Origin of the sequence: Pseudomonas sp. TMW22080 (genome assembly GCF_022496745.1) — a bacterium.
Lineage (GTDB): Bacteria > Pseudomonadota > Gammaproteobacteria > Pseudomonadales > Pseudomonadaceae > Aquipseudomonas > Aquipseudomonas bubulae.
The window spans coordinates 331,742-349,101 of sequence record NZ_SCFF01000002.1 but is presented as its reverse complement, the minus strand read 5'-3'; the positions used below and the strand labels follow the sequence as shown (position 1 = coordinate 349,101).

Annotated in this window: 19 protein-coding genes; 6 read left to right on the top strand and 13 right to left on the bottom strand. The window is 57.9% G+C overall.

From position 1 onward, the window contains the following. Nucleotides 1-591, bottom strand: coding sequence for a YceI family protein (locus EQV96_RS08010; RefSeq protein WP_095001339.1), 591 nt, complete (start codon nt 589-591; stop codon nt 1-3). A 237-nt stretch (nt 592-828) separates the two neighbouring features. Between EQV96_RS08010 and olsB the strand changes: the two genes are divergently transcribed. Further along, the gene (gene olsB, locus EQV96_RS08005) at nt 829-1,584 is read left to right on the top strand and encodes an L-ornithine N(alpha)-acyltransferase (RefSeq protein WP_240881707.1); all 756 of its coding nucleotides are present in this window, start codon (nt 829-831) and stop codon (nt 1,582-1,584) included. Continuing rightward, nucleotides 1,584-2,375 carry a lysophospholipid acyltransferase family protein gene (locus tag EQV96_RS08000; RefSeq protein WP_095026058.1) on the top strand — a complete coding sequence of 264 codons (792 nt, stop codon included), beginning with the start codon at nt 1,584-1,586 and terminating at the stop codon, nt 2,373-2,375. Before olsB ends, EQV96_RS08000 begins: the two co-directional genes overlap by 1 nt. A gap of 530 nt (nt 2,376-2,905) precedes the next feature. Here EQV96_RS08000 and EQV96_RS07995 read toward each other — a convergent pair. Continuing rightward, on the bottom strand, nt 2,906-3,175 hold the full coding sequence (locus tag EQV96_RS07995; protein WP_095031499.1) for a short-chain dehydrogenase: 270 nt from the start codon (nt 3,173-3,175) through the stop codon (nt 2,906-2,908). An 871-nt stretch (nt 3,176-4,046) separates the two neighbouring features. Then, the gene (locus tag EQV96_RS07990; RefSeq protein WP_095020574.1) at nt 4,047-4,634 is read right to left on the bottom strand and encodes an ACP phosphodiesterase; all 588 of its coding nucleotides are present in this window, start codon (nt 4,632-4,634) and stop codon (nt 4,047-4,049) included. Between the two features lie 154 nt (nt 4,635-4,788). Between EQV96_RS07990 and EQV96_RS07985 the strand changes: the two genes are divergently transcribed. The 3 genes from EQV96_RS07985 to EQV96_RS07975 are packed head-to-tail and all read left to right on the top strand — an operon-like array spanning nt 4,789 to nt 7,338. Beyond that, nucleotides 4,789-5,091 (top strand): helix-turn-helix transcriptional regulator, encoded by a 303-nt coding sequence (locus EQV96_RS07985; RefSeq protein ID WP_095001333.1) that lies wholly within the window; start codon nt 4,789-4,791, stop codon nt 5,089-5,091. 10 nt (nt 5,092-5,101) lie between these two features. Next, nucleotides 5,102-6,268, top strand: coding sequence for an MFS transporter (locus tag EQV96_RS07980; protein ID WP_095001332.1), 1,167 nt, complete (start codon nt 5,102-5,104; stop codon nt 6,266-6,268). A 20-nt stretch (nt 6,269-6,288) separates the two neighbouring features. Continuing rightward, nucleotides 6,289-7,338 (top strand): alkene reductase, encoded by a 1,050-nt coding sequence (locus EQV96_RS07975; protein ID WP_095001331.1) that lies wholly within the window; start codon nt 6,289-6,291, stop codon nt 7,336-7,338. A gap of 628 nt (nt 7,339-7,966) precedes the next feature. Here EQV96_RS07975 and rpoS read toward each other — a convergent pair. The 8 genes from rpoS to EQV96_RS07935 all read right to left on the bottom strand — a co-directional run bounded on the left by rpoS (nt 7,967) and on the right by EQV96_RS07935 (nt 15,149). Beyond that, nucleotides 7,967-8,971, bottom strand: a complete 1,005-nt coding sequence (rpoS, locus tag EQV96_RS07970; protein ID WP_095001330.1) for an RNA polymerase sigma factor RpoS — start codon at nt 8,969-8,971, stop codon at nt 7,967-7,969. Between the two features lie 106 nt (nt 8,972-9,077). Beyond that, nucleotides 9,078-9,905, bottom strand: a complete 828-nt coding sequence (locus EQV96_RS07965) for a peptidoglycan DD-metalloendopeptidase family protein (RefSeq protein WP_095001329.1) — start codon at nt 9,903-9,905, stop codon at nt 9,078-9,080. A gap of 209 nt (nt 9,906-10,114) precedes the next feature. Continuing rightward, nucleotides 10,115-10,750 carry a protein-L-isoaspartate(D-aspartate) O-methyltransferase gene (locus tag EQV96_RS07960; RefSeq protein ID WP_169916772.1) on the bottom strand — a complete coding sequence of 212 codons (636 nt, stop codon included), beginning with the start codon at nt 10,748-10,750 and terminating at the stop codon, nt 10,115-10,117. A gap of 41 nt (nt 10,751-10,791) precedes the next feature. Continuing rightward, the gene (gene surE / locus EQV96_RS07955) at nt 10,792-11,541 is read right to left on the bottom strand and encodes a 5'/3'-nucleotidase SurE (protein ID WP_095001327.1); all 750 of its coding nucleotides are present in this window, start codon (nt 11,539-11,541) and stop codon (nt 10,792-10,794) included. Further along, nucleotides 11,529-12,587, bottom strand: a complete 1,059-nt coding sequence (gene truD / locus EQV96_RS07950; RefSeq protein WP_240881705.1) for a tRNA pseudouridine(13) synthase TruD — start codon at nt 12,585-12,587, stop codon at nt 11,529-11,531. The genes surE and truD overlap by 13 nt, the downstream gene beginning before the upstream one ends. Then, nucleotides 12,584-13,057: a 2-C-methyl-D-erythritol 2,4-cyclodiphosphate synthase gene (ispF, locus tag EQV96_RS07945; protein WP_095001325.1), complete on the bottom strand. Its 474-nt coding sequence runs from the start codon at nt 13,055-13,057 to the stop codon at nt 12,584-12,586. The genes truD and ispF overlap by 4 nt, the downstream gene beginning before the upstream one ends. A 43-nt stretch (nt 13,058-13,100) precedes the next feature. Next, nucleotides 13,101-13,952 (bottom strand): S-formylglutathione hydrolase, encoded by an 852-nt coding sequence (gene fghA, locus EQV96_RS07940; RefSeq protein ID WP_176464271.1) that lies wholly within the window; start codon nt 13,950-13,952, stop codon nt 13,101-13,103. 84 nt (nt 13,953-14,036) lie between these two features. After that, nucleotides 14,037-15,149 (bottom strand): S-(hydroxymethyl)glutathione dehydrogenase/class III alcohol dehydrogenase, encoded by a 1,113-nt coding sequence (locus EQV96_RS07935; protein WP_016782003.1) that lies wholly within the window; start codon nt 15,147-15,149, stop codon nt 14,037-14,039. A gap of 108 nt (nt 15,150-15,257) precedes the next feature. On the opposite strand from EQV96_RS07935, the gene EQV96_RS07930 reads away from it, so the two are divergent. Further along, entirely contained in the window at nt 15,258-16,163 is a 906-nt protein-coding gene (locus EQV96_RS07930; protein ID WP_095001323.1) for a LysR substrate-binding domain-containing protein, read from the top strand. 115 nt (nt 16,164-16,278) lie between these two features. Here EQV96_RS07930 and ispD read toward each other — a convergent pair whose 3' ends face one another. Then, nucleotides 16,279-16,983: a 2-C-methyl-D-erythritol 4-phosphate cytidylyltransferase gene (gene ispD, locus EQV96_RS07925; protein WP_095001322.1), complete on the bottom strand. Its 705-nt coding sequence runs from the start codon at nt 16,981-16,983 to the stop codon at nt 16,279-16,281. Next, nucleotides 16,980-17,258 (bottom strand): cell division protein FtsB, encoded by a 279-nt coding sequence (gene ftsB / locus EQV96_RS07920; RefSeq protein ID WP_016782000.1) that lies wholly within the window; start codon nt 17,256-17,258, stop codon nt 16,980-16,982. Before ftsB ends, ispD begins: the two co-directional genes overlap by 4 nt. Nucleotides 17,259-17,360 lie beyond the last annotated feature (102 nt).

Here is a 17,360-nt window from a genome sequence, read left to right as displayed (position 1 = left end):
TTAACGGGCCGTGAAAATCAGCACCGCATTCACCGGTACTGAAAAGCTGATGGCCGAAAGCCCGGCCAGTTTGCGCAAGGTTTCAAGCTCCGGTTGCAGGCCAAAATCTTCGGCTTGCAGCATCAGCGGCTCCAGGGTCACGACCTGAAAGCGTCGTTCATCCAGACGGGTGGCCAATAGCTCGGCTTGATAGGTGTGCTGTTTGCCGCGCAAGCTGACCGTTACCGGCAAGCGCAATTCCAGTTGCGCACCGGAGGCCAGGTCATTGATCGGTTGCAGGTCGATCTGCGCGCTGATCTGCGCTTCCGGGAAGTGCTTGAAATCAAACAACACGTCACGCATGCGCTCATCACGCAGTGGCACTGAGCTGTTGACCGAGTCCATCTCAATACGCAATTGCGCCAGGCCTTTGCGGTCAACCTTGCCATGCAGGACCAGAAAGCGGTGCACATCGGCGATATTGGCATTTTGCGTGGTGATAAATGACAGCCGTGACGACTCACCGTCCAGGTACCAGTTGGCCTGGGCAGACAGGCTCACACCCAGGGTCAGCAACAAGGCACAGGCAGAAGATAACAGCGCTTTAAGCATAAAAACTCATCAACCAATAAACGTGGGTGAACATTAAACCCGGCGAGCGGTTTTGGCAGGACTTTTTTCACCCTCTTGAGACGCCAGGCGCTACCGACAGTTCCTCCCGCCCCCCTGTCACACAAGCATCATCCAAACGTCACAGTGGTGACATTGCACCTGCTTAGCCTGAAGTTGCACACCTCAGTCGATTGGCAGATACCCAGAGCGGGCACAGTGCCTGCACGGAGATTCGCAATGTCCCAGATCGCCCGTATCCGCGACACCGCTCCAGAACGTCGCTTGCAGGCTGAGCGTTTGCTCGGCCCCGCGGCATTGCGCGAGGCTCAGACCCTGCGTTTTCGTGTGTTCAGCGACGAGTTGAAGGCCAAACTCAAAAGCGCCGAACACGGGCTGGACGAGGACGGCTATGACGCTTATTGCGAACATATCGGGGTACGCGATCTCAATAGCGGCCAGTTGGTTGCCACCACCCGCCTGCTGGATCACAGCGCGGCACAACGTATCGGCCATTTTTACAGCGAAGAAGAGTTCAACCTTCACGGGTTGGCCAACCTGCAGGGGCCGCTGCTTGAAATCGGGCGCACCTGCGTCGACCCGGCCTACCGCAATGGTGGCACCATCGCCGTGCTGTGGGGTGAACTGGCCGAAGTCCTTAACCAGGGCAATTATCGCTACCTGATGGGCTGCGCCAGCATCCCGATGCAGGATGGTGGCATTCAGGCCCAGGCGATCATGCAGCGTCTGCGCGAGCGTTACTTGTGTACGGAGCATCTACGCGCCGAGCCGAAAAATCCGCTGCCGGCGCAGGAAGTGCCCAGCAACGTCATCACGGAAATGCCGCCGCTGCTCAAGGCCTATATGCGCCTGGGCGCGAGGATTTGCGGCGAGCCCTGCTGGGATGAAGACTTTCAGGTGGCCGACGTCTTCATCCTGCTCAAGCGTGATGAACTGTGCCCGCGCTATGCGCGTCACTTCAAGGCGGCCGTGTGATGCGCCGCTTGCGCCGGTATGCCCGGGTGGCACGGGTGCTCGGGGTGGTCAGTCTGGGGCTGGGCATGGCGGGCATGTTCGGGCTGCTTGAACGCCTGGGCCTGAACAGCACAATGGATCGCCGCCAGCGCTGGTCGCAGTTTTTTATGACACGCCTGAGCAGCGCCCTGCCCTTTCGCGTCACCGTGGTCGGGGAAATCCCGGCAACGCCGATGCTGTGGGTGAGCAATCACGTGTCCTGGACCGATATTGCATTGCTGGGGCAACTGACCCCGCTGTCATTTCTGTCCAAAGCCGAGGTGCGTGGCTGGCCGGTGGCCGGGTGGTTGGCGGCCAAGGCAGGCAGTTTGTTTATCCGCCGTGGTGCGGGAGACAGCCAGGTGATTCGTGAGCAAATGACCCGTCACCTGCAACAGCCGCTACCCCTGCTGATGTTTCCCGAAGGCACCACCACGGATGGGTGCTCGGTGCGTACCTTTCATGGGCGGTTGCTGTCGGCGGCCATTGACAGCCGGGTACCACTGCAACCTGTAGCCATCCGCTATTTGCGCAATGGCGAGGTCGATGCGATAGCGCCGTTTATTGGCAATGACGATTTGCTCTCACATCTGCTGCGACTGTTTAGCCATGAGCAGAGCGACGTTGAGATTCATCTGCTGGAGCCCATTGCCAGCCAGGCACAAGAGCGGGCCGTGCTGGCGTTCAGAGCGCAGGAAGCGATCCGGCGGGTGGTGTCAGCACCGGTGACGCAAACAGATCCGCTGCCGGAGAGAGTGGGGGCGATGATTTGAGCCGGGAGCCATGTAAGGGGATGTTGTGGGAGCGGGCTTGCTCGCGATGCAGGCGACACGGTGCGACGATAAAGTCGCGTTGCAACAGTAAAGGTACGTTGCACATTAACTGGCCCACCGCGTACATATCCGGCATGTGCGTCTAACTGAAATATTGGTTTCGCCCTTACGGCGAGTCCCTTTTTGAAGGACCAAAAAGGAACCAAAAAGTCCTCGCCCCATCGTACGGCCTTCGCTGCGCTCAGGTTCCCTCGCTCCGGCTCTGCTCCGTGGGCCCGCCGCCACGGGCCATCCATGGCCCATCGCGGCTCTCCCGGCATCCATGCCGGTCGACCCACTCCTCAGAACCTCCTCTCGGCCTCCCGGGAGGGCAGGCAGATCAAAAGCACTACGCCGAGGCGGCCGACCGGCCGGCCTGTTTGGCGTAAGTGTGTGCTGCAAAATCTCTGTAGTCACTGCCGAAGGAACAAGGCTGCGATTTTTAAAGCGAATATTGGTTATGCACTCAATGCATCAGTTATAAAACGCTATCAAGCAGGCCTCAACCGCCAGCCCAGCACATCCAGCAAATCACACCCATCACGCAGCAATTGCGCCGAAACAGTAGCCATATGCCTAAGATCTACAGAGTCAGCCTCTTGCACTTCCCGACTGGAAAACGATTCCATCAGTTGCGTGACGGCCAGTACGCGAGCAGCGGCGTTGGCGTGAAGTACGTCAAGGGGCGCGTGACGGTCGATCAATAAAGCGGGGATGGTGCAGTCGATGGCGGTAAGCGGGACAAACGATGAGTCGGTCATTAATCAAACTCCTAAATGTCGAATTTGAGCCGACCGTTTTCGTCGCCAAACAAAAGCAGGTGGCTGCTGTACGCGGGTTGGCGAACCGGTAACATTTAGGAAAACCCGGCAGACCCGAAGATCTCCCACGCACAGCTGCCATAGAGCAACGCGAGCAAAATACACGCTCTGCCATATAGAACAATCGCATGCTAACTAAATGTTAAGCAGGTCGCCAAACCCGGCCGCCTTATCGGCGAACACCGACTATAAGCGTCGTCCCCTCGCCCCAGCAATTGGCAAACCTGTGAGAAAAATCCCGAAAAAACGTGAGCTTGTAGTTTCTGTAGCCGCTGCCGAGGAACACTGCAACTGTGGGAGCGAGCCTGCTCGCGAAGGTCGTTCGCGAGCAGGCTCGCTCCCACAAATAGGGCTTGACCTGCAACAGAGTATCTACAGAGATTGCGCAGTACACGCGAACCGAACAGGCCGGCCGGTCGGCCGCCTCGGGACGCAGTGCTTTTGATCTGCCCGCCCCTTCGGGAGGCCGAGAGGAGGTTCTGTGGAGTGGGTCGACCGGCATGGATGCCGGGAGAGCCGCGATGGGCCATGGATGGCCCGTGGCGGCGGGCCCACGGAGCAGGACCGGAGCGAGGGAACCTGAGCGCAGCGAAGGCCGTACGCCGGGGCAAGCCTTTTTGGTTACTTTTTCGGCGTCTGGAAAAAGTGACTCGCTGTAAGAGCGAAACCAATATCCCAGTTAGGCACGAATGCCGGATATGTACTCAACACACCAGTCAAACAAGATCAAACAGCCGTAAACCCTGAGAACCTGGTGTAACTGACACAACCCATTGCCTGATTTTGCGACGACTTCGCCCCGCGTCAGCGGCTACGGACATCCCTTCCGGTAACAACCCGCCGCAAATACCTGCAACTGCGGATAAAACGCCCGAAAATCCTCGCTCAGAGGTTCATACAACGCCTTCAAGTCCTGCATCGCCCCGGCCAGTTCCTCGGGGCGCGACAAGCGCCGGGCTATACCATTGAACACCTGCTCCAGCACGGCAAAATCCCGATACGAACCCAACCAGTCATGGGCCGCCATGTGCGGCGCAATCGTGGCAAGCCGCCGTGGCAGCTGTTGTTCGGCCACCAGCACCCGGTAAAAATCCGAGGTAAAACGCTCCAGCGGCCCTTCAGCATACTGCCCCCAGTCCCGCGCCAGGCAATGGTCAAAAAACACGTCCAGCACAATGCCCGCATACCGCCGGCGAGTATGGGCAAATCGCGACAACGACTGATCAACCAGGGGGTGGTTGTCAGTAAAGACATCAATGCTGCGGTGCAGCGCTATACCGTGTTCAATGTCCGCGCTGTATTGGCCATGCAGCCGCCCTTTGACAAAATCGCCATAAAGACTGCCCAGCATTTCTTCCGGGCGCTGACCGCCAAGGTGCAGATGTGCGAGATAATTCATGGGCGCAGTTTAGCACTGCCACACCAATATCGTTATAACCCGATATATCGATTTGAGCTGATCTAAGATCGAAATCATATTTGTATATCGCGATATAACGATTTAAAGTTCGCCTCATCGCGATATAACGTTGTACCCAATGAGCACTGCAACCATGACGATCGACCTCGACGAAATAATAAAAGCCCTGGCACACCCAGTACGCCGAGAAATTCTCAACGCTCTGAAAAACCCTGATGCCTCGTTCCCTGACCAGGTCCACTCCACCGAACATGGTGTGTGTGCCGGGCAGTTTGATCAGCTCTGCGGCCTGTCGCAGTCCACGGTTTCTGCCCATCTCGCAACGCTGCAGCGAGCGGGCCTGATTACCAGCCAAAAACACGGTCAGTGGCACTTTTTCAAACGTAATGAGGAAACCATCAAGGTCTTCCTCGAAAAAATCAGCCAAGAGCTTTAAAAGGACTTCCATGCCCCTCTCGCTACTCATTCTGGCGCTCAGCGCTTTCGCCATCGGGACCACCGAGTTTGTGATCATGGGCTTGCTGCCTGATGTCGCAACCGACCTTGGTGTATCCATTCCCGGTGCCGGCTGGCTGGTAACCGGCTACGCGCTGGGCGTGGCCATCGGTGCGCCGTTTATGGCGCTGGCCACGGCCAGGTTGCCGCGCAAGGCCGCCCTGGTAGCGTTGATGGTGATATTCATCATCGGCAACCTGCTCTGTGCCCTGGCCAGTGATTACAACGTGCTGATGTTTGCCCGTGTTGTCACTGCCCTGTGCCACGGCGCGTTCTTCGGTATTGGTTCGGTCGTGGCCGCAGGCCTGGTACCTGCCAACAAGCGCGCGTCTGCCGTGGCCCTGATGTTTACCGGCCTGACCCTGGCCAACGTGCTCGGCGTTCCCCTGGGCACTGCTCTGGGCCAGGCAGCAGGATGGCGCTCGACGTTTTTTGCCGTCACCGTGATCGGTGTCGTGGCATTGATCGGCCTGATCCGCTTTCTGCCAGCCAAGCGTGACGAGGAAAAACTCGACATGCGTGCCGAACTGGCCGCGCTCAAAGGCGCAGGCATCTGGCTGTCGCTGAGCATGACTGCGCTGTTTTCCGCGTCGATGTTCACCCTGTTCACTTATGTCGCGCCCCTGCTCGGTGATGTCACCGGCGTTTCGCCAAGCGGCGTGACCTGGACTCTGCTGCTGATCGGCCTTGGCCTGACGGTGGGCAATATCATCGGTGGCAAGCTGGCGGACAAACGCCTGGCCGCAACGCTGATCGGTGTGTTTATCGCGATGGCGGTGATGTCCACCGTACTGACCTGGACCAGCGTCGCGGTGATCCCGACTGAAATCACCCTGTTTTTGTGGGCTGCGGCTTCATTCGCTGCCGTACCGGCGCTGCAAATCAATGTCGTGACCTTCGGCAAGGCTGCCCCGAACCTGGTTTCAACCCTGAATATCGGCGCATTCAACGTCGGCAATGCACTCGGCGCCTGGGTTGGCGGCAGTGTCATCGCCCACGGCTTCGGCCTCACCAGCGTTCCACTGGCCGCTGCCGCACTGGCAATACTGGCACTGCTGGTGACGCTGATCACTTTCCGCCAGGGCGGCAATTCCGAACTGGCTACTGCTACTAACTGATCCTTGAGAGGGCTGCATAAATGACGACGATTTTCGATCCGATCAAGTTGGGCGACCTCGAACTGCCCAACCGCATCATCATGGCTCCGCTGACCCGCTGCCGCGCCAGCGAAGGTCGGGTACCTAATGCCCTGATGGCTGAATACTACGTTCAACGCGCCTCTGCCGGCCTGATCCTGAGCGAGGCCACATCGGTCACGCCTATGGGCGTCGGCTACCCTGACACTCCGGGCATCTGGGCCGACGACCAGGTACGCGGCTGGACCAATATCACCCGGGCCGTCCACGCTGCCGGTGGCCGGATTGCGCTGCAGTTGTGGCATGTAGGCCGCATCTCGCATCCGATGTACCTGAACGGTGAAACGCCGGTTGCACCCAGCGCCATTGCGGCCAAAGGCCATGTTAGCCTGGTGCGCCCGAAGGTTGATTTCCCGACGCCTCGCGCGCTGGAAACTGCCGAGATCGCCGATATTGTCGAGGCTTACCGCACAGGCGCAGAAAACGCCAAGGCTGCCGGTTTTGATGGCGTCGAGATCCATGGTGCAAATGGCTACCTGCTCGACCAGTTCCTGCAAAGCAGCACCAACAAACGTACCGACCAGTACGGCGGCAGCATAGAGAACCGTGCGCGCCTGTTGCTGGAAGTTACCGACGCCGCCATTGAAGTCTGGGGTGCCGGCCGGGTTGGCGTGCATTTGTCGCCACGGGCCGACCTGCACGACATGGGCGATGAAAACCTGGCCGAAACCTTTGGTTATGTCGCCCGCGAACTGGGCAAGCGCGGTATTGCCTACATCTGTGCGCGCGAGCATGAAGCTGCCGACAGCCTGGGCCCGCAACTCAAGCAAGCCTTCGGTGGCCCGTACATCGTCAATGAGAGCTTCACCAAAGACAGTGCCAATGCCTGGCTGGCAGCAGGCAAGGCCGATGCCGTCGCATTCGGCGTGCCGTTTATCGCCAACCCTGATCTGCCCGCACGCTTGAAGGCCGATGCGCCGCTGAATGAGGCGCACCCGGAAACCTTCTACGTCAATGGCGCAGTGGGCTATATCGACTATCCAGTACTCTAAGTACTGAGCCTGGCACGGCCAGGTGACTGCACCACGCAAAACGCCCGAGACCAATGGCCTTGGGCGTTTTGCTATAACCGTTTAAACATCACCGCCCGGACCTTTTTTGCGGGCAAAAAAAGGGGCGGTTTGACCCGCCCACATTTTTTCCCTAGTCCCTTTTGTTCCTTCTCATCATCCTGATGAATCGCTTCCCGCGATGTCCGTCTGCGTTCTTCCTTGAGCGCCGTATCGATCCGTCGATACAGTTCAAATACTAGAGTTTTATAGGATTGCTGCAAGCGCGGATGTTATGAGTATTTATTACACAAACTGCCCAACTAAAAATATAAATGCATTATATTTCAATGACTTATGAGTTAAGCACTGTTACACAAAGGCGTTTGCCCTTTATTGCCAAGCCCTTGGCTTACGTAAAAAGTAAGTAAATGCTTACAGCAAGCCACAGGCAATAACCTATCTCGTCCGTGACATTCCATTTCAAAGCCGATTAAATAAACAATTAGTTCAAGTTTGTATAACAACAAGGTCCATATTGTTGTCAAATTCGCACTACCGGGCATCACTCAAAACAAACACCCACAAAAAACCCCGATTAGTTCGGGGTTTTTTGTCAGCCGTTCGCGGATTACTGGAACAGCGACTCGCTCGACAGGCCGTTGCGTTCAAGAATTTCTCGCAAGCGCTTGAGCCCTTCAACCTGGATCTGGCGCACACGCTCACGGGTCAGGCCAATTTCCAGCCCTACATCCTCAAGAGTGCTGCTCTCATGGCCACGCAGCCCGAAACGGCGAATCACCACTTCACGCTGCTTGTCTGTGAGCTCGGACAACCACTGATCGATACTTTGCGACAAGTCATCGTCCTGAAGCAGCTCACAAGGGTCTGTGGGCCTGTCATCCGTCAGGGTATCAAGCAGGGTTTTGTCAGAGTCCGGCCCCAAAGACACGTCTACCGAAGACACGCGTTCATTAAGCCCAAGCATGCGCTTGACCTCGGCGACCGGTTTTTCGAGCAGATTGGCGATTTCTTCAGGAGAGGGTTCGTGATCGAGCTTTTGCGTGAGTTCGCGCGCGGCTCGCAGGTAGACGTTCAGCTCTTTTACAACGTGGATCGGCAAACGGATGGTGCGGGTCTGGTTCATGATCGCCCGTTCAATCGTTTGGCGGATCCACCAGGTGGCGTAGGTCGAGAAGCGAAACCCTCGTTCGGGATCGAATTTCTCGACAGCCCGGATCAGGCCCAGGTTGCCTTCTTCGATCAGGTCAAGCAATGACAAACCACGGTTGACGTAACGTCGGGCAATTTTCACCACCAGCCGCAGGTTGCTTTCTATCATTCGCTTGCGCCCGGCCGGGTCGCCGCTTTGCGACAAACGCGCAAAATGGACTTCTTCTGCCGGAGAGAGTAACGGGGAAAAGCCGATTTCATTGAGGTACAACTGGGTCGCATCAAGGGCCCGCGTGTAGTCAATGTACTTGTGCTGTTTTGTAGCAGCTGCTTTTTTGGACTTGGTTCTAGCTGTAGGGGGCGAATCGTCTTCTTCTGACATCAAGTCGCTATCGATGCTGGAGTCCATAAGGAGCACCTCATCGTCGATGTCAAACCCCGGCGCTTCTTTGTTGAGAGCCATTGCAATAGTCCTTTGTTGAGTTCGACCTCAAGCTCAAGCCTCGCCTTAATCCCTGGCAACGCTGGAGCCTGTTCCTTATCCACATCAGGAACAGGCTGGTAACCGATCAACGGCGAGGAAGGAATTGCAATGGATCTACAGGTTTACCTTGGCGGCGAATCTCAAAGTGAAGTTTCACCCGGTCTGTACCAGTTGACCCCATTTCGGCAATTGTCTGTCCGACCTTGACCTGCTGCCCCTCCCGAACCAAAAGCCTGCGGTTGTGACCGTAGGCACTGACGTAGGTATCACTGTGTTTGATGATGATCAGTTCGCCGTAGCCCCTCAATCCACTGCCAGCGTATACAACCGAACCATCAGACGCAGCTAAAACAGGCTGTCCCAAATCGCCGGCGATATCAATACCTTTATTCAAACTACCGTTTGAAGAGAATTTTCCGATCAAAATGCCATTTGAGGGCCATCCCCACCCCTTGGGAGCGGGGCCTGCCGGCATCGGGGCAACCGCTGCGGGGGCACTTGCAGCCGTGGCGGAACGCTTGATAACCGTGGTTTTGCTGCCCGAAGAGGATGACACAACGGTGGTGGTCGAGCCGCCTGCAGGCTGGGTGCCTGAGCGCCCGTCAAAGCGGATGACCTGGCCCGGGACGATGGTGAACGGGGCGGCAATATTGTTGCGTGCAGCCAGGGCCTTCCAGTCCCACCCATAACGAAAGGCAATCGAGAACAAAGTGTCGCCGCGACGCACCGCGTATTGCCCGGTGGTCACGGCCGGGCGCTGGGCCACGCCGTTACGGTCAACGACATTCACGCCATTTTTGGGGGTGCTGGAGCACGCTGCCAACAAAGCCAGTGTGGTACTCAGAAATAGACCGACCACCAGTCTCTGAAAGCTTTTGCTGCTCTTACGCTGCGCAATGACTGTGAGACTCACCCGCCGCTCCCTTTGAAGATGGCTAAATAGTAAAACGCCAGTACTGGCCATGGTTTGCAGCAAGTATAACTGGCTATAGGGCTTTTACAGACTGTAAAGCCGATTGATAAACACAGCGTATAAAACATACACACATACCGGGCAGAGCCCGGGTGATGGGCTTTATGACCCGTACCCTGCCCCAAAATTCACCCGATACGAACAAAGACTCAGGCCAGCGGCCCGTTGAGCAGCGGCACAAAGCGTACATTACCGATCACCCGCCGGGCGAAACCGTGCTCTTCGCGCACGATCAACATCAACTGCTGCATCTCGCCGGCACCCACCGGGATCACCAGGCGCCCGCCAGGGGCCAGTTGGTCGAGCAGTGCCTGCGGCACATCAGTGGCTACAGCGGTGACGATAATGCCGTTGTAAGGCGCCAGCGCAGGCCAGCCCTCCCACCCATCGCCCCAGCGGAACACCACATTGCGCAGGTTGAGCTCAAGCAATCGCTCCTTGGCCCGGTCCTGCAGCACCTTGATGCGCTCGACCGAAAAAATCCGCTCGACCAGCTGCGACAGCACGGCGGTCTGGTACCCCGAACCGGTGCCGATCTCCATGACCTTGTCCAGCGGCCCGTCCTCAAGCAACAGCTCGCTCATGCGCGCCACCATGTAAGGCTGGGAGATGGTCTGGTTATTGCCGATCGGCAGCGCCGTATCTTCGTACGCCCTGTGCGCCAGGGCTTCATCCACAAACAGATGACGTGGCGTGCGGCGAATGACCTCGAGCACGTTCTGGTTAACGATGCCCTCTTCACGCAGGCGCTGAATCAGCCGCTCACGGGTGCGCTCAGAGGTCATGCCAATGCCGCGGTGCATCATGCCATCCTGCTCGCGCGCCATCAGCCCATGCCCTCCAGCCAGTCATTGAGGCTGTTGAAACCATCACCAAAGGTGCGATCCAGTTGCAGCGGCGTGATCGATACATAACCCTGCATCACGGCATGGAAGTCCGTGCCCGGGCCACCGTCTTCGACATCGCCTGCCGCAGCAATCCAGTAACCTGCCTTGCCGCGCGGATCGACCACCCGTACCGGTGCAGCAGCACGGGCACGATGGCCGAGACGGGTGAGTTGAATGCCACGAATCTTCGCCAACGGCAGGTTGGGAATGTTCACATTGAGGACCGTACGCGGCGGCAAATTCAGCGATGCGTGGGCTTCAAGCAGCTTGCGGGCAAAAAACGCCGCCGTCGGCAGGTTGTCCACCTGGCGGGAGACCAACGAAAAGGCAAAAGAAGGACGATCCAGGAAGCGGCCCTCGAGTGCCGCCGCCACAGTGCCCGAGTACAACACGTCATCACCCAGGTTGGCACCCAGGTTGATGCCCGACACCACCATGTCCGGCTGCTGCTCGAGCAAGCCGTGAATAGCCAGATGCACGCAATCGGTAGGTGTACCGTTGATGCTGATAAAGCCATTGGCCAGGGTATGAGGATGCAGGGGACGGTCCAGCGTCAGCGAACTGCTGGCGCCACTTTTGTCCTGCTCGGGGGCAACTACCACGCACTCGGCGTAGTCGGCCAGCGCACCATAAAGCGCGGCCAGGCCCGGAGCTGTTACCCCGTCATCGTTTGAAATCAGAATTCGCATAAGGTGTCCGCTTGATCCAACGTCACCAGATCAACAAGCTCGCGCACCAGAACAGTGGCGAAGCATCCTGGCGGCAGAACAAATTCCAGTTGCAGAATGTCAGGCTGAGGATAATGCCACGTCAACCGGCCAATGGGCAGTCGCAGGATACGTCGCTCATGGCTCATGCCGGCGCGTACCAGCCAGTCACGCAAGTCGGCTTCACGCTCTGCAATTGACTGCTCCAGCGCGTGGGTGGCGCCAGTGGTCGGGGATTCGCCCTCGCCCCACTGCGGGCCGGTGGGGTGCAGATCGAGAATGGCCAGGCGCGGGTCGCTGCATTCAGCCTCGCCCGCCGGGAAAAAGCTGCGGCTGTCGGTAAAAGCCAGTAAATCGCCAACCTGCGCCCGTTGCCAGCTGCCATCGGCCACCCGTGCGGCCAGCACCTGATTGAACAGATAGCTGCGCGCGGTGGACAGCAGCCGCGAACGAACGTTGCGCTGCTCAGGCAAGGCCTTGCGCGCCGCATAATCACGGGCTTCACCCAGATTGCCGCCCTGCCAGCCAAAGCGCTGGCTACCGAAATAGTTCGGTACACCCTGCTTGGCGATCAGTTGCAGGCGTTGCTCCAGCGCGTCCTTGTCGGCGTTCAGTTGCGTCAGGCGCAAGGTGAAACCATTGGCCGCATGGGCTCCACGCTGCAATTTGCGCTTGTGTCGCGAGATCTTGAGAATCTTCAGCGTGTCGTTTTCGGCGCCCGACAGATCAGGGTCTGCCTTGCCCGGCAGTTGCACGCTGAACCACTGGCGGGTCAATGCCTGGCGGTCCTTGAGGCCTGCATAGCTGACGGTGCGCAGTGGCACGCCTGCAGCCTTGGCAAGGCGCCGGGCCGCCTCCTCGGTATTCAGGCCGCGCTTCTCGACCCACAACCACAGGTGCTCACCATCTCCGGACAGCGGTATATCAAGCACTTCGTCGACTTGAAAATCTTCAGCCGTGGCCTTGAGCACAGCCGTGCCCAATGCCTCGCCATAAGCGAGCGGGCCCAGCAGATCGAACTCGTTCATGAGCGAACCAACAAGGCAATGGAATGCACTGCGATGCCTTCTTCACGCCCAACGAAGCCGAGCTTCTCGGTGGTCGTGGCCTTTACGTTTACCTGGTCCAAATCAACCTCTAGATCCGCGGCAATCAGCGCACGCATCGTTTCAATATGCGGCGCCATTTTTGGTGCCTGGGCAATGATGGTGTTGTCGACATTGCCGACTTTCCAGCCCTTGGCATGGATCAGACCGACGACATGACGCAACAGAACGCGACTGTCAGCGCCCTTGAAGGTCGGATCGGTGTCCGGGAAATGCTTGCCGATATCGCCAAGCGCTGCAGCGCCCAGCAAGGCGTCGCTCAGGGCGTGCAACAGCACATCGCCATCAGAGTGGGCCAACAGCCCGAATTTATGGGAGATCCGCACGCCGCCCAACGTAATGAAATCGCCTTCAGCGAAACAGTGCACATCATAGCCGTGGCCAATACGCATAAAAAAACGCCCCGATTAAGTCAGGGCGTGATTCTACCTACTATTAAGCACTTAGTGCGCTTGCGTGGTGACGCAAGTGGTCGTCAATAAAGCTGGCGATGAAGAAATAGCTATGGTCGTAGCCCGGTTGCAAACGCAAGGTCAGCGGGTAATCGGCTAGCCTGGCGGCCTGTTGCAGCACTTCAGGCTTGAGCTGAACAGCCAGGAAGTCATCGCGATCTCCCTGATCGACCAGCAACGGCAGCCTTTCACTGGCCTCGCCAATCAGCACACTGGCATCCCACTCACGCCAGCGCGCCCGCTCTTCTCCCAGGTAATGGGAGAATGCCTTTTGCCCCCACGGGCAATCCGTCGGATTGCTGATGGGCGCAAACGCCGACACCGACAGGTAACGCCCCGGATTACGCAACGCGCAAACCAATGCCCCGTGCCCACCCATCGAGTGTCCGCTGATGCCACGCTTTTGCGAAGCCGGGAAATGCGCTTCGACCAGAGCCGGCAATTCCTGCACCACATAATCGTGCATCTGATAGTGCTGGGCCCACGGCTGCTGAGTGGCATTCAGATAGAACCCTGCACCCAGGCCGAAATCCCACGCCCCCTGCGGGTCATCGGGCACGCCTTCGCCACGGGGGCTGGTGTCCGGTGCGACGATGATAAGGCCCAATTCGGCAGCCATCTTCATAGCCCCGGCCTTGTGCATGAAGTTTTCGTCGGTACAGGTCAAACCCGACAGCCAATACACTACAGGCAGCTTTGCGCCCTGCTCCGCCTGCGGCGGCAAGTACACGGCAAACACCATGTCGCAGCCCAGCACTTCGGACCGGTGCTTGTAACGCTTGTGCCAACCGCCAAAGCTCTTCTGGCAGGAAATGTTCTCAAGAGACATGGGCAACTCCAGACCACAAGACAAACACCCCCCTGTGGGAGCAAGCCCGCTCCCACAGGTATTTTATGGCATTCGACTTGCCGCAGTTATTTAGAAATGGATGACAGTGCGGATGCTTTTGCCTTCATGCATCAGGTCAAAAGCCTTATTGATATCTTCCAGGCCCATGGTGTGGGTGATGAAAGTATCCAGCGGGATCTCGCCGCTTTGTGCCATATCTACATAGCTTGGCAATTCGCTGCGGCCGCGCACGCCACCAAATGCCGAACCGCGCCAGACGCGACCGGTCACCAGCTGGAACGGACGGGTGGAAATTTCCTGCCCCGCACCTGCCACGCCAATAATCACCGACTCGCCCCATCCCTTGTGGCAGCACTCCAGTGCCGCACGCATCAACTGCACATTGCCGATGCACTCAAAGGAAAAATCGACACCGCCATCGGTCATGTCGACTATCACTTCCTGAATCGGGCGATCGAAGTCTTTCGGGTTCACGCAATCAGTAGCACCCAGCTGTCGGGCGATTTCAAACTTGGCCGGGTTGATATCAATGGCTATGATCCGCGCCGCCTTCGCTTTCACCGCACCGATTACCGCAGACAGGCCAATACCGCCCAGACCGAAGATGGCCACGGTGTCGCCCGGCTTGACCTTGGCCGTGTTCAGCACCGCGCCGATCCCGGTCGTCACGCCGCAACCCAGCAGACACACTTTCTCCAGAGGAGCGTCCTTCTGAATTTTTGCGACCGAAATCTCAGGGAGCACGGTGTATTCGGAAAAGGTCGAAGTGCCCATGTAGTGGAAAATCGGCTGACCTTTGTAGGAGAAGCGCGTAGTGCCATCAGGCATCAAGCCCTTGCCCTGGGTGGCACGAATGGCCTGACACAGGTTGGTCTTGCCCGACAGGCAGAATTTGCACTTGCCACATTCAGGGGTGTACAGCGGGATGACATGATCGCCGACCGCAACCGAGGTCACGCCTTCGCCGATGGCTTCAACGATGGCACCGCCTTCATGGCCCAGGATCGACGGGAAGATGCCTTCCGGGTCTGCGCCCGACAAGGTGTAGGCATCGGTATGGCAAACACCCGAGGCCACAACCCGCAGCAGCACTTCGCCAGCCTTGGGCATGGCAACGTCTACTTCCACGATTTCCAGCGGCTTTTTGGCTTCGAACGCAACGGCGGCACGTGACTTGATCATCGATCGTCTCCAGCAAAGTAAAAACAAGACGCAGAGTGTAAATCAGCGCCAGGTGATTAATAATCCAGGCAAAAGCAAAACATTATTGCCATGCAGGGACAATCAACCATGAATGAGAACCGCTGGGAAGGTATAGACGAATTTGTCGCTGTGGCCGAATGTGGCCAATTCACAGCGGCGGCCGAACGTCTTGGCGTCTCTTCATCCCATATCAGCCGCCAGGTAGCGCGACTTGAAGAGCGGTTGCAGACCCGCCTGTTTTATCGCAGTACCCGCAAGGTGACGCTGACCGAAGCCGGTCAAACTTTTTTGCAGCACTGCCAGCGCCTGCAAGACGGACGTGAAGAAGCACTGCGTGCCATCGGTGATCTGGCCAGCGAACCCAAGGGCATGTTGCGCATGACCTGTGCCGTGGCCTATGGCGAACGTTTTATCGTGCCGCTGGTTACGCGCTTTATGGGGCTGTACCCGCAATTGCGGGTGGACATCGAACTGAGCAACCGGCCATTGGACCTAGTGCATGAAAGCCTGGATCTGGCGATCCGCCTGGGGCGCTTGCAGGACTCAAGACTGGTAGCCACGCGCCTGGCTCCCAGGCGCATGTATATGTGCGCCTCGCCCTCCTACCTGGAACGTTACGGGCGCCCCCATAGCCTGTCGGAATTGAGCCGGCACAATTGTCTGATTGGCAGTTCAGATCTATGGCAATTGCAGCAGGACGGCCGCGAATTTTCGCAACGGGTGCAAGGGAACTGGCGATGCAACAGTGGGCAGGCTGTACTGGATGCTGCGTTACAGGGTGTAGGGATTTGTCAGTTGCCGGACTATTACGTGCTGGAGCACTTGAAGACCGGGACGCTGGTGTCGTTGCTCGACACCCACCAGCCCCCCAACACCGCAGTATGGGCGCTGTACCCGCAACAGCGGCACTTGTCGCCCAAAGTCAGAAAGCTGGTTGATTACTTGAAGGAGGGGTTGGCCAGGCGGGAGGAATACCAGGAGAGGGAGCAGTAGTTTTTAACAGTGGGAGCGGGCTTGCTCGCGATGCAGACGACTCGGTCTGTCAGGCAAACTCAGTTGATACCATCGCGAGCAAGCCCGCTCCCACAAGAACCTCAGCAGGTTCTGATCAGCGCTTGGCCCAACGCAAACGCAACCACTCAAGGTCTTCGGGGCGGGTGACCTTGATGTTGTCCGAACGCCCTTCGATCAAACGCGGCGCCAGACCTGCCCACTCCATCGCTGAAGATTCATCGGTGATGGTTGCATCGGCCACCAGACTGTCAGCCAAAGCACGATGCAACGCCCCCAAGCGGAACATCTGCGGCGTATAGGCCTGCCAGATCAAGCTGCGATCCACGGTTTCAACCGCACGCCCCTGCTTGTCCACCCGTTTGAGCGTGTCCCGCGCTGGAACGGCTAACAAACCACCTACAGGGTCGTCAGCCAATTCACTCAGCAGCTTGTTAAGGTCTTCCCGAGACAGGTTGGGCCTCGCGGCATCATGCACCAACACCCAATCGTCATCTGCCGCGCCCTGCGCATGCAGGTGCAACAACGCGTTGAGTACCGAGTCGGCGCGCTCACGCCCGCCGTCTACCCGCACAACCCGAGGGTCGGCAGCACAAGGCAAGGACGGCCAGAAAGGATCATCAAAAGCGACACTGACCACCAGCCCCTTCAGGCCCGGGTGGTCGAGGAAACAGCTGATGCTGTGTTCCAGAATACTGCGTCCACCCAACTGCAAATATTGTTTGGGACGGTCCGCGGCCATACGGGCACCTACACCCGCGGCAGGAATCACGGCCCAGAAGGCCGGTGACAAATGACTCATTGGGCCAACTGATAGAGGGTTTCACCCTCTTTGATCATGCCCAACTCATGGCGAGCACGTTCTTCAACGGTCTCCATGCCTTTTTTCAGCTCCAGCACTTCCGCATCCAGCACGCGGTTGCGCTCAAGCAGGATTTCGTTTTCAGCACGTTGATCGGCTATTTGCTGGGTCAGGTCAGTAACCTGCGCCAAACTGCCATTACCCACCCACAGGCGATACTGCAGGCCTGCCAGCAGCAAGAGCAAGATTAGAAACAACCAATTGGGACTGCGCATCGAATATCAGGTATCCAGTGAAAAGACAGCCATGCCGACAAACGTAAACAACGAATAATACAAAGCCTGGACGAACCAGGCTTGTATACAGAAGCATCAGAT

Coding starts and splice junctions, on each gene's coding strand:
- EQV96_RS07985 (WP_095001333.1), top strand. CDS start 4,789: ATGACGATCGACCTCGACGAAATAATAAAAGCCCTGGCACACCCAGTA.
- ispD (WP_095001322.1), bottom strand. CDS start 16,983: ATGAGTCATTTGTCACCGGCCTTCTGGGCCGTGATTCCTGCCGCGGGT.
- EQV96_RS07930 (WP_095001323.1), top strand. CDS start 15,258: ATGAATGAGAACCGCTGGGAAGGTATAGACGAATTTGTCGCTGTGGCC.
- truD (WP_240881705.1), bottom strand. CDS start 12,587: ATGAACGAGTTCGATCTGCTGGGCCCGCTCGCTTATGGCGAGGCATTG.
- rpoS (WP_095001330.1), bottom strand. CDS start 8,971: ATGGCTCTCAACAAAGAAGCGCCGGGGTTTGACATCGACGATGAGGTG.
- ispF (WP_095001325.1), bottom strand. CDS start 13,057: ATGCGTATTGGCCACGGCTATGATGTGCACTGTTTCGCTGAAGGCGAT.
- EQV96_RS07980 (WP_095001332.1), top strand. CDS start 5,102: ATGCCCCTCTCGCTACTCATTCTGGCGCTCAGCGCTTTCGCCATCGGG.
- surE (WP_095001327.1), bottom strand. CDS start 11,541: ATGCGAATTCTGATTTCAAACGATGACGGGGTAACAGCTCCGGGCCTG.
- ftsB (WP_016782000.1), bottom strand. CDS start 17,258: ATGCGCAGTCCCAATTGGTTGTTTCTAATCTTGCTCTTGCTGCTGGCA.
- EQV96_RS07960 (WP_169916772.1), bottom strand. CDS start 10,750: ATGACCTCTGAGCGCACCCGTGAGCGGCTGATTCAGCGCCTGCGTGAA.
- EQV96_RS08010 (WP_095001339.1), bottom strand. CDS start 591: ATGCTTAAAGCGCTGTTATCTTCTGCCTGTGCCTTGTTGCTGACCCTG.
- EQV96_RS07990 (WP_095020574.1), bottom strand. CDS start 4,634: ATGAATTATCTCGCACATCTGCACCTTGGCGGTCAGCGCCCGGAAGAA.
- EQV96_RS08000 (WP_095026058.1), top strand. CDS start 1,584: ATGCGCCGCTTGCGCCGGTATGCCCGGGTGGCACGGGTGCTCGGGGTG.
- EQV96_RS07975 (WP_095001331.1), top strand. CDS start 6,289: ATGACGACGATTTTCGATCCGATCAAGTTGGGCGACCTCGAACTGCCC.
- EQV96_RS07935 (WP_016782003.1), bottom strand. CDS start 15,149: ATGATCAAGTCACGTGCCGCCGTTGCGTTCGAAGCCAAAAAGCCGCTG.
- olsB (WP_240881707.1), top strand. CDS start 829: ATGTCCCAGATCGCCCGTATCCGCGACACCGCTCCAGAACGTCGCTTG.
- EQV96_RS07995 (WP_095031499.1), bottom strand. CDS start 3,175: ATGACCGACTCATCGTTTGTCCCGCTTACCGCCATCGACTGCACCATC.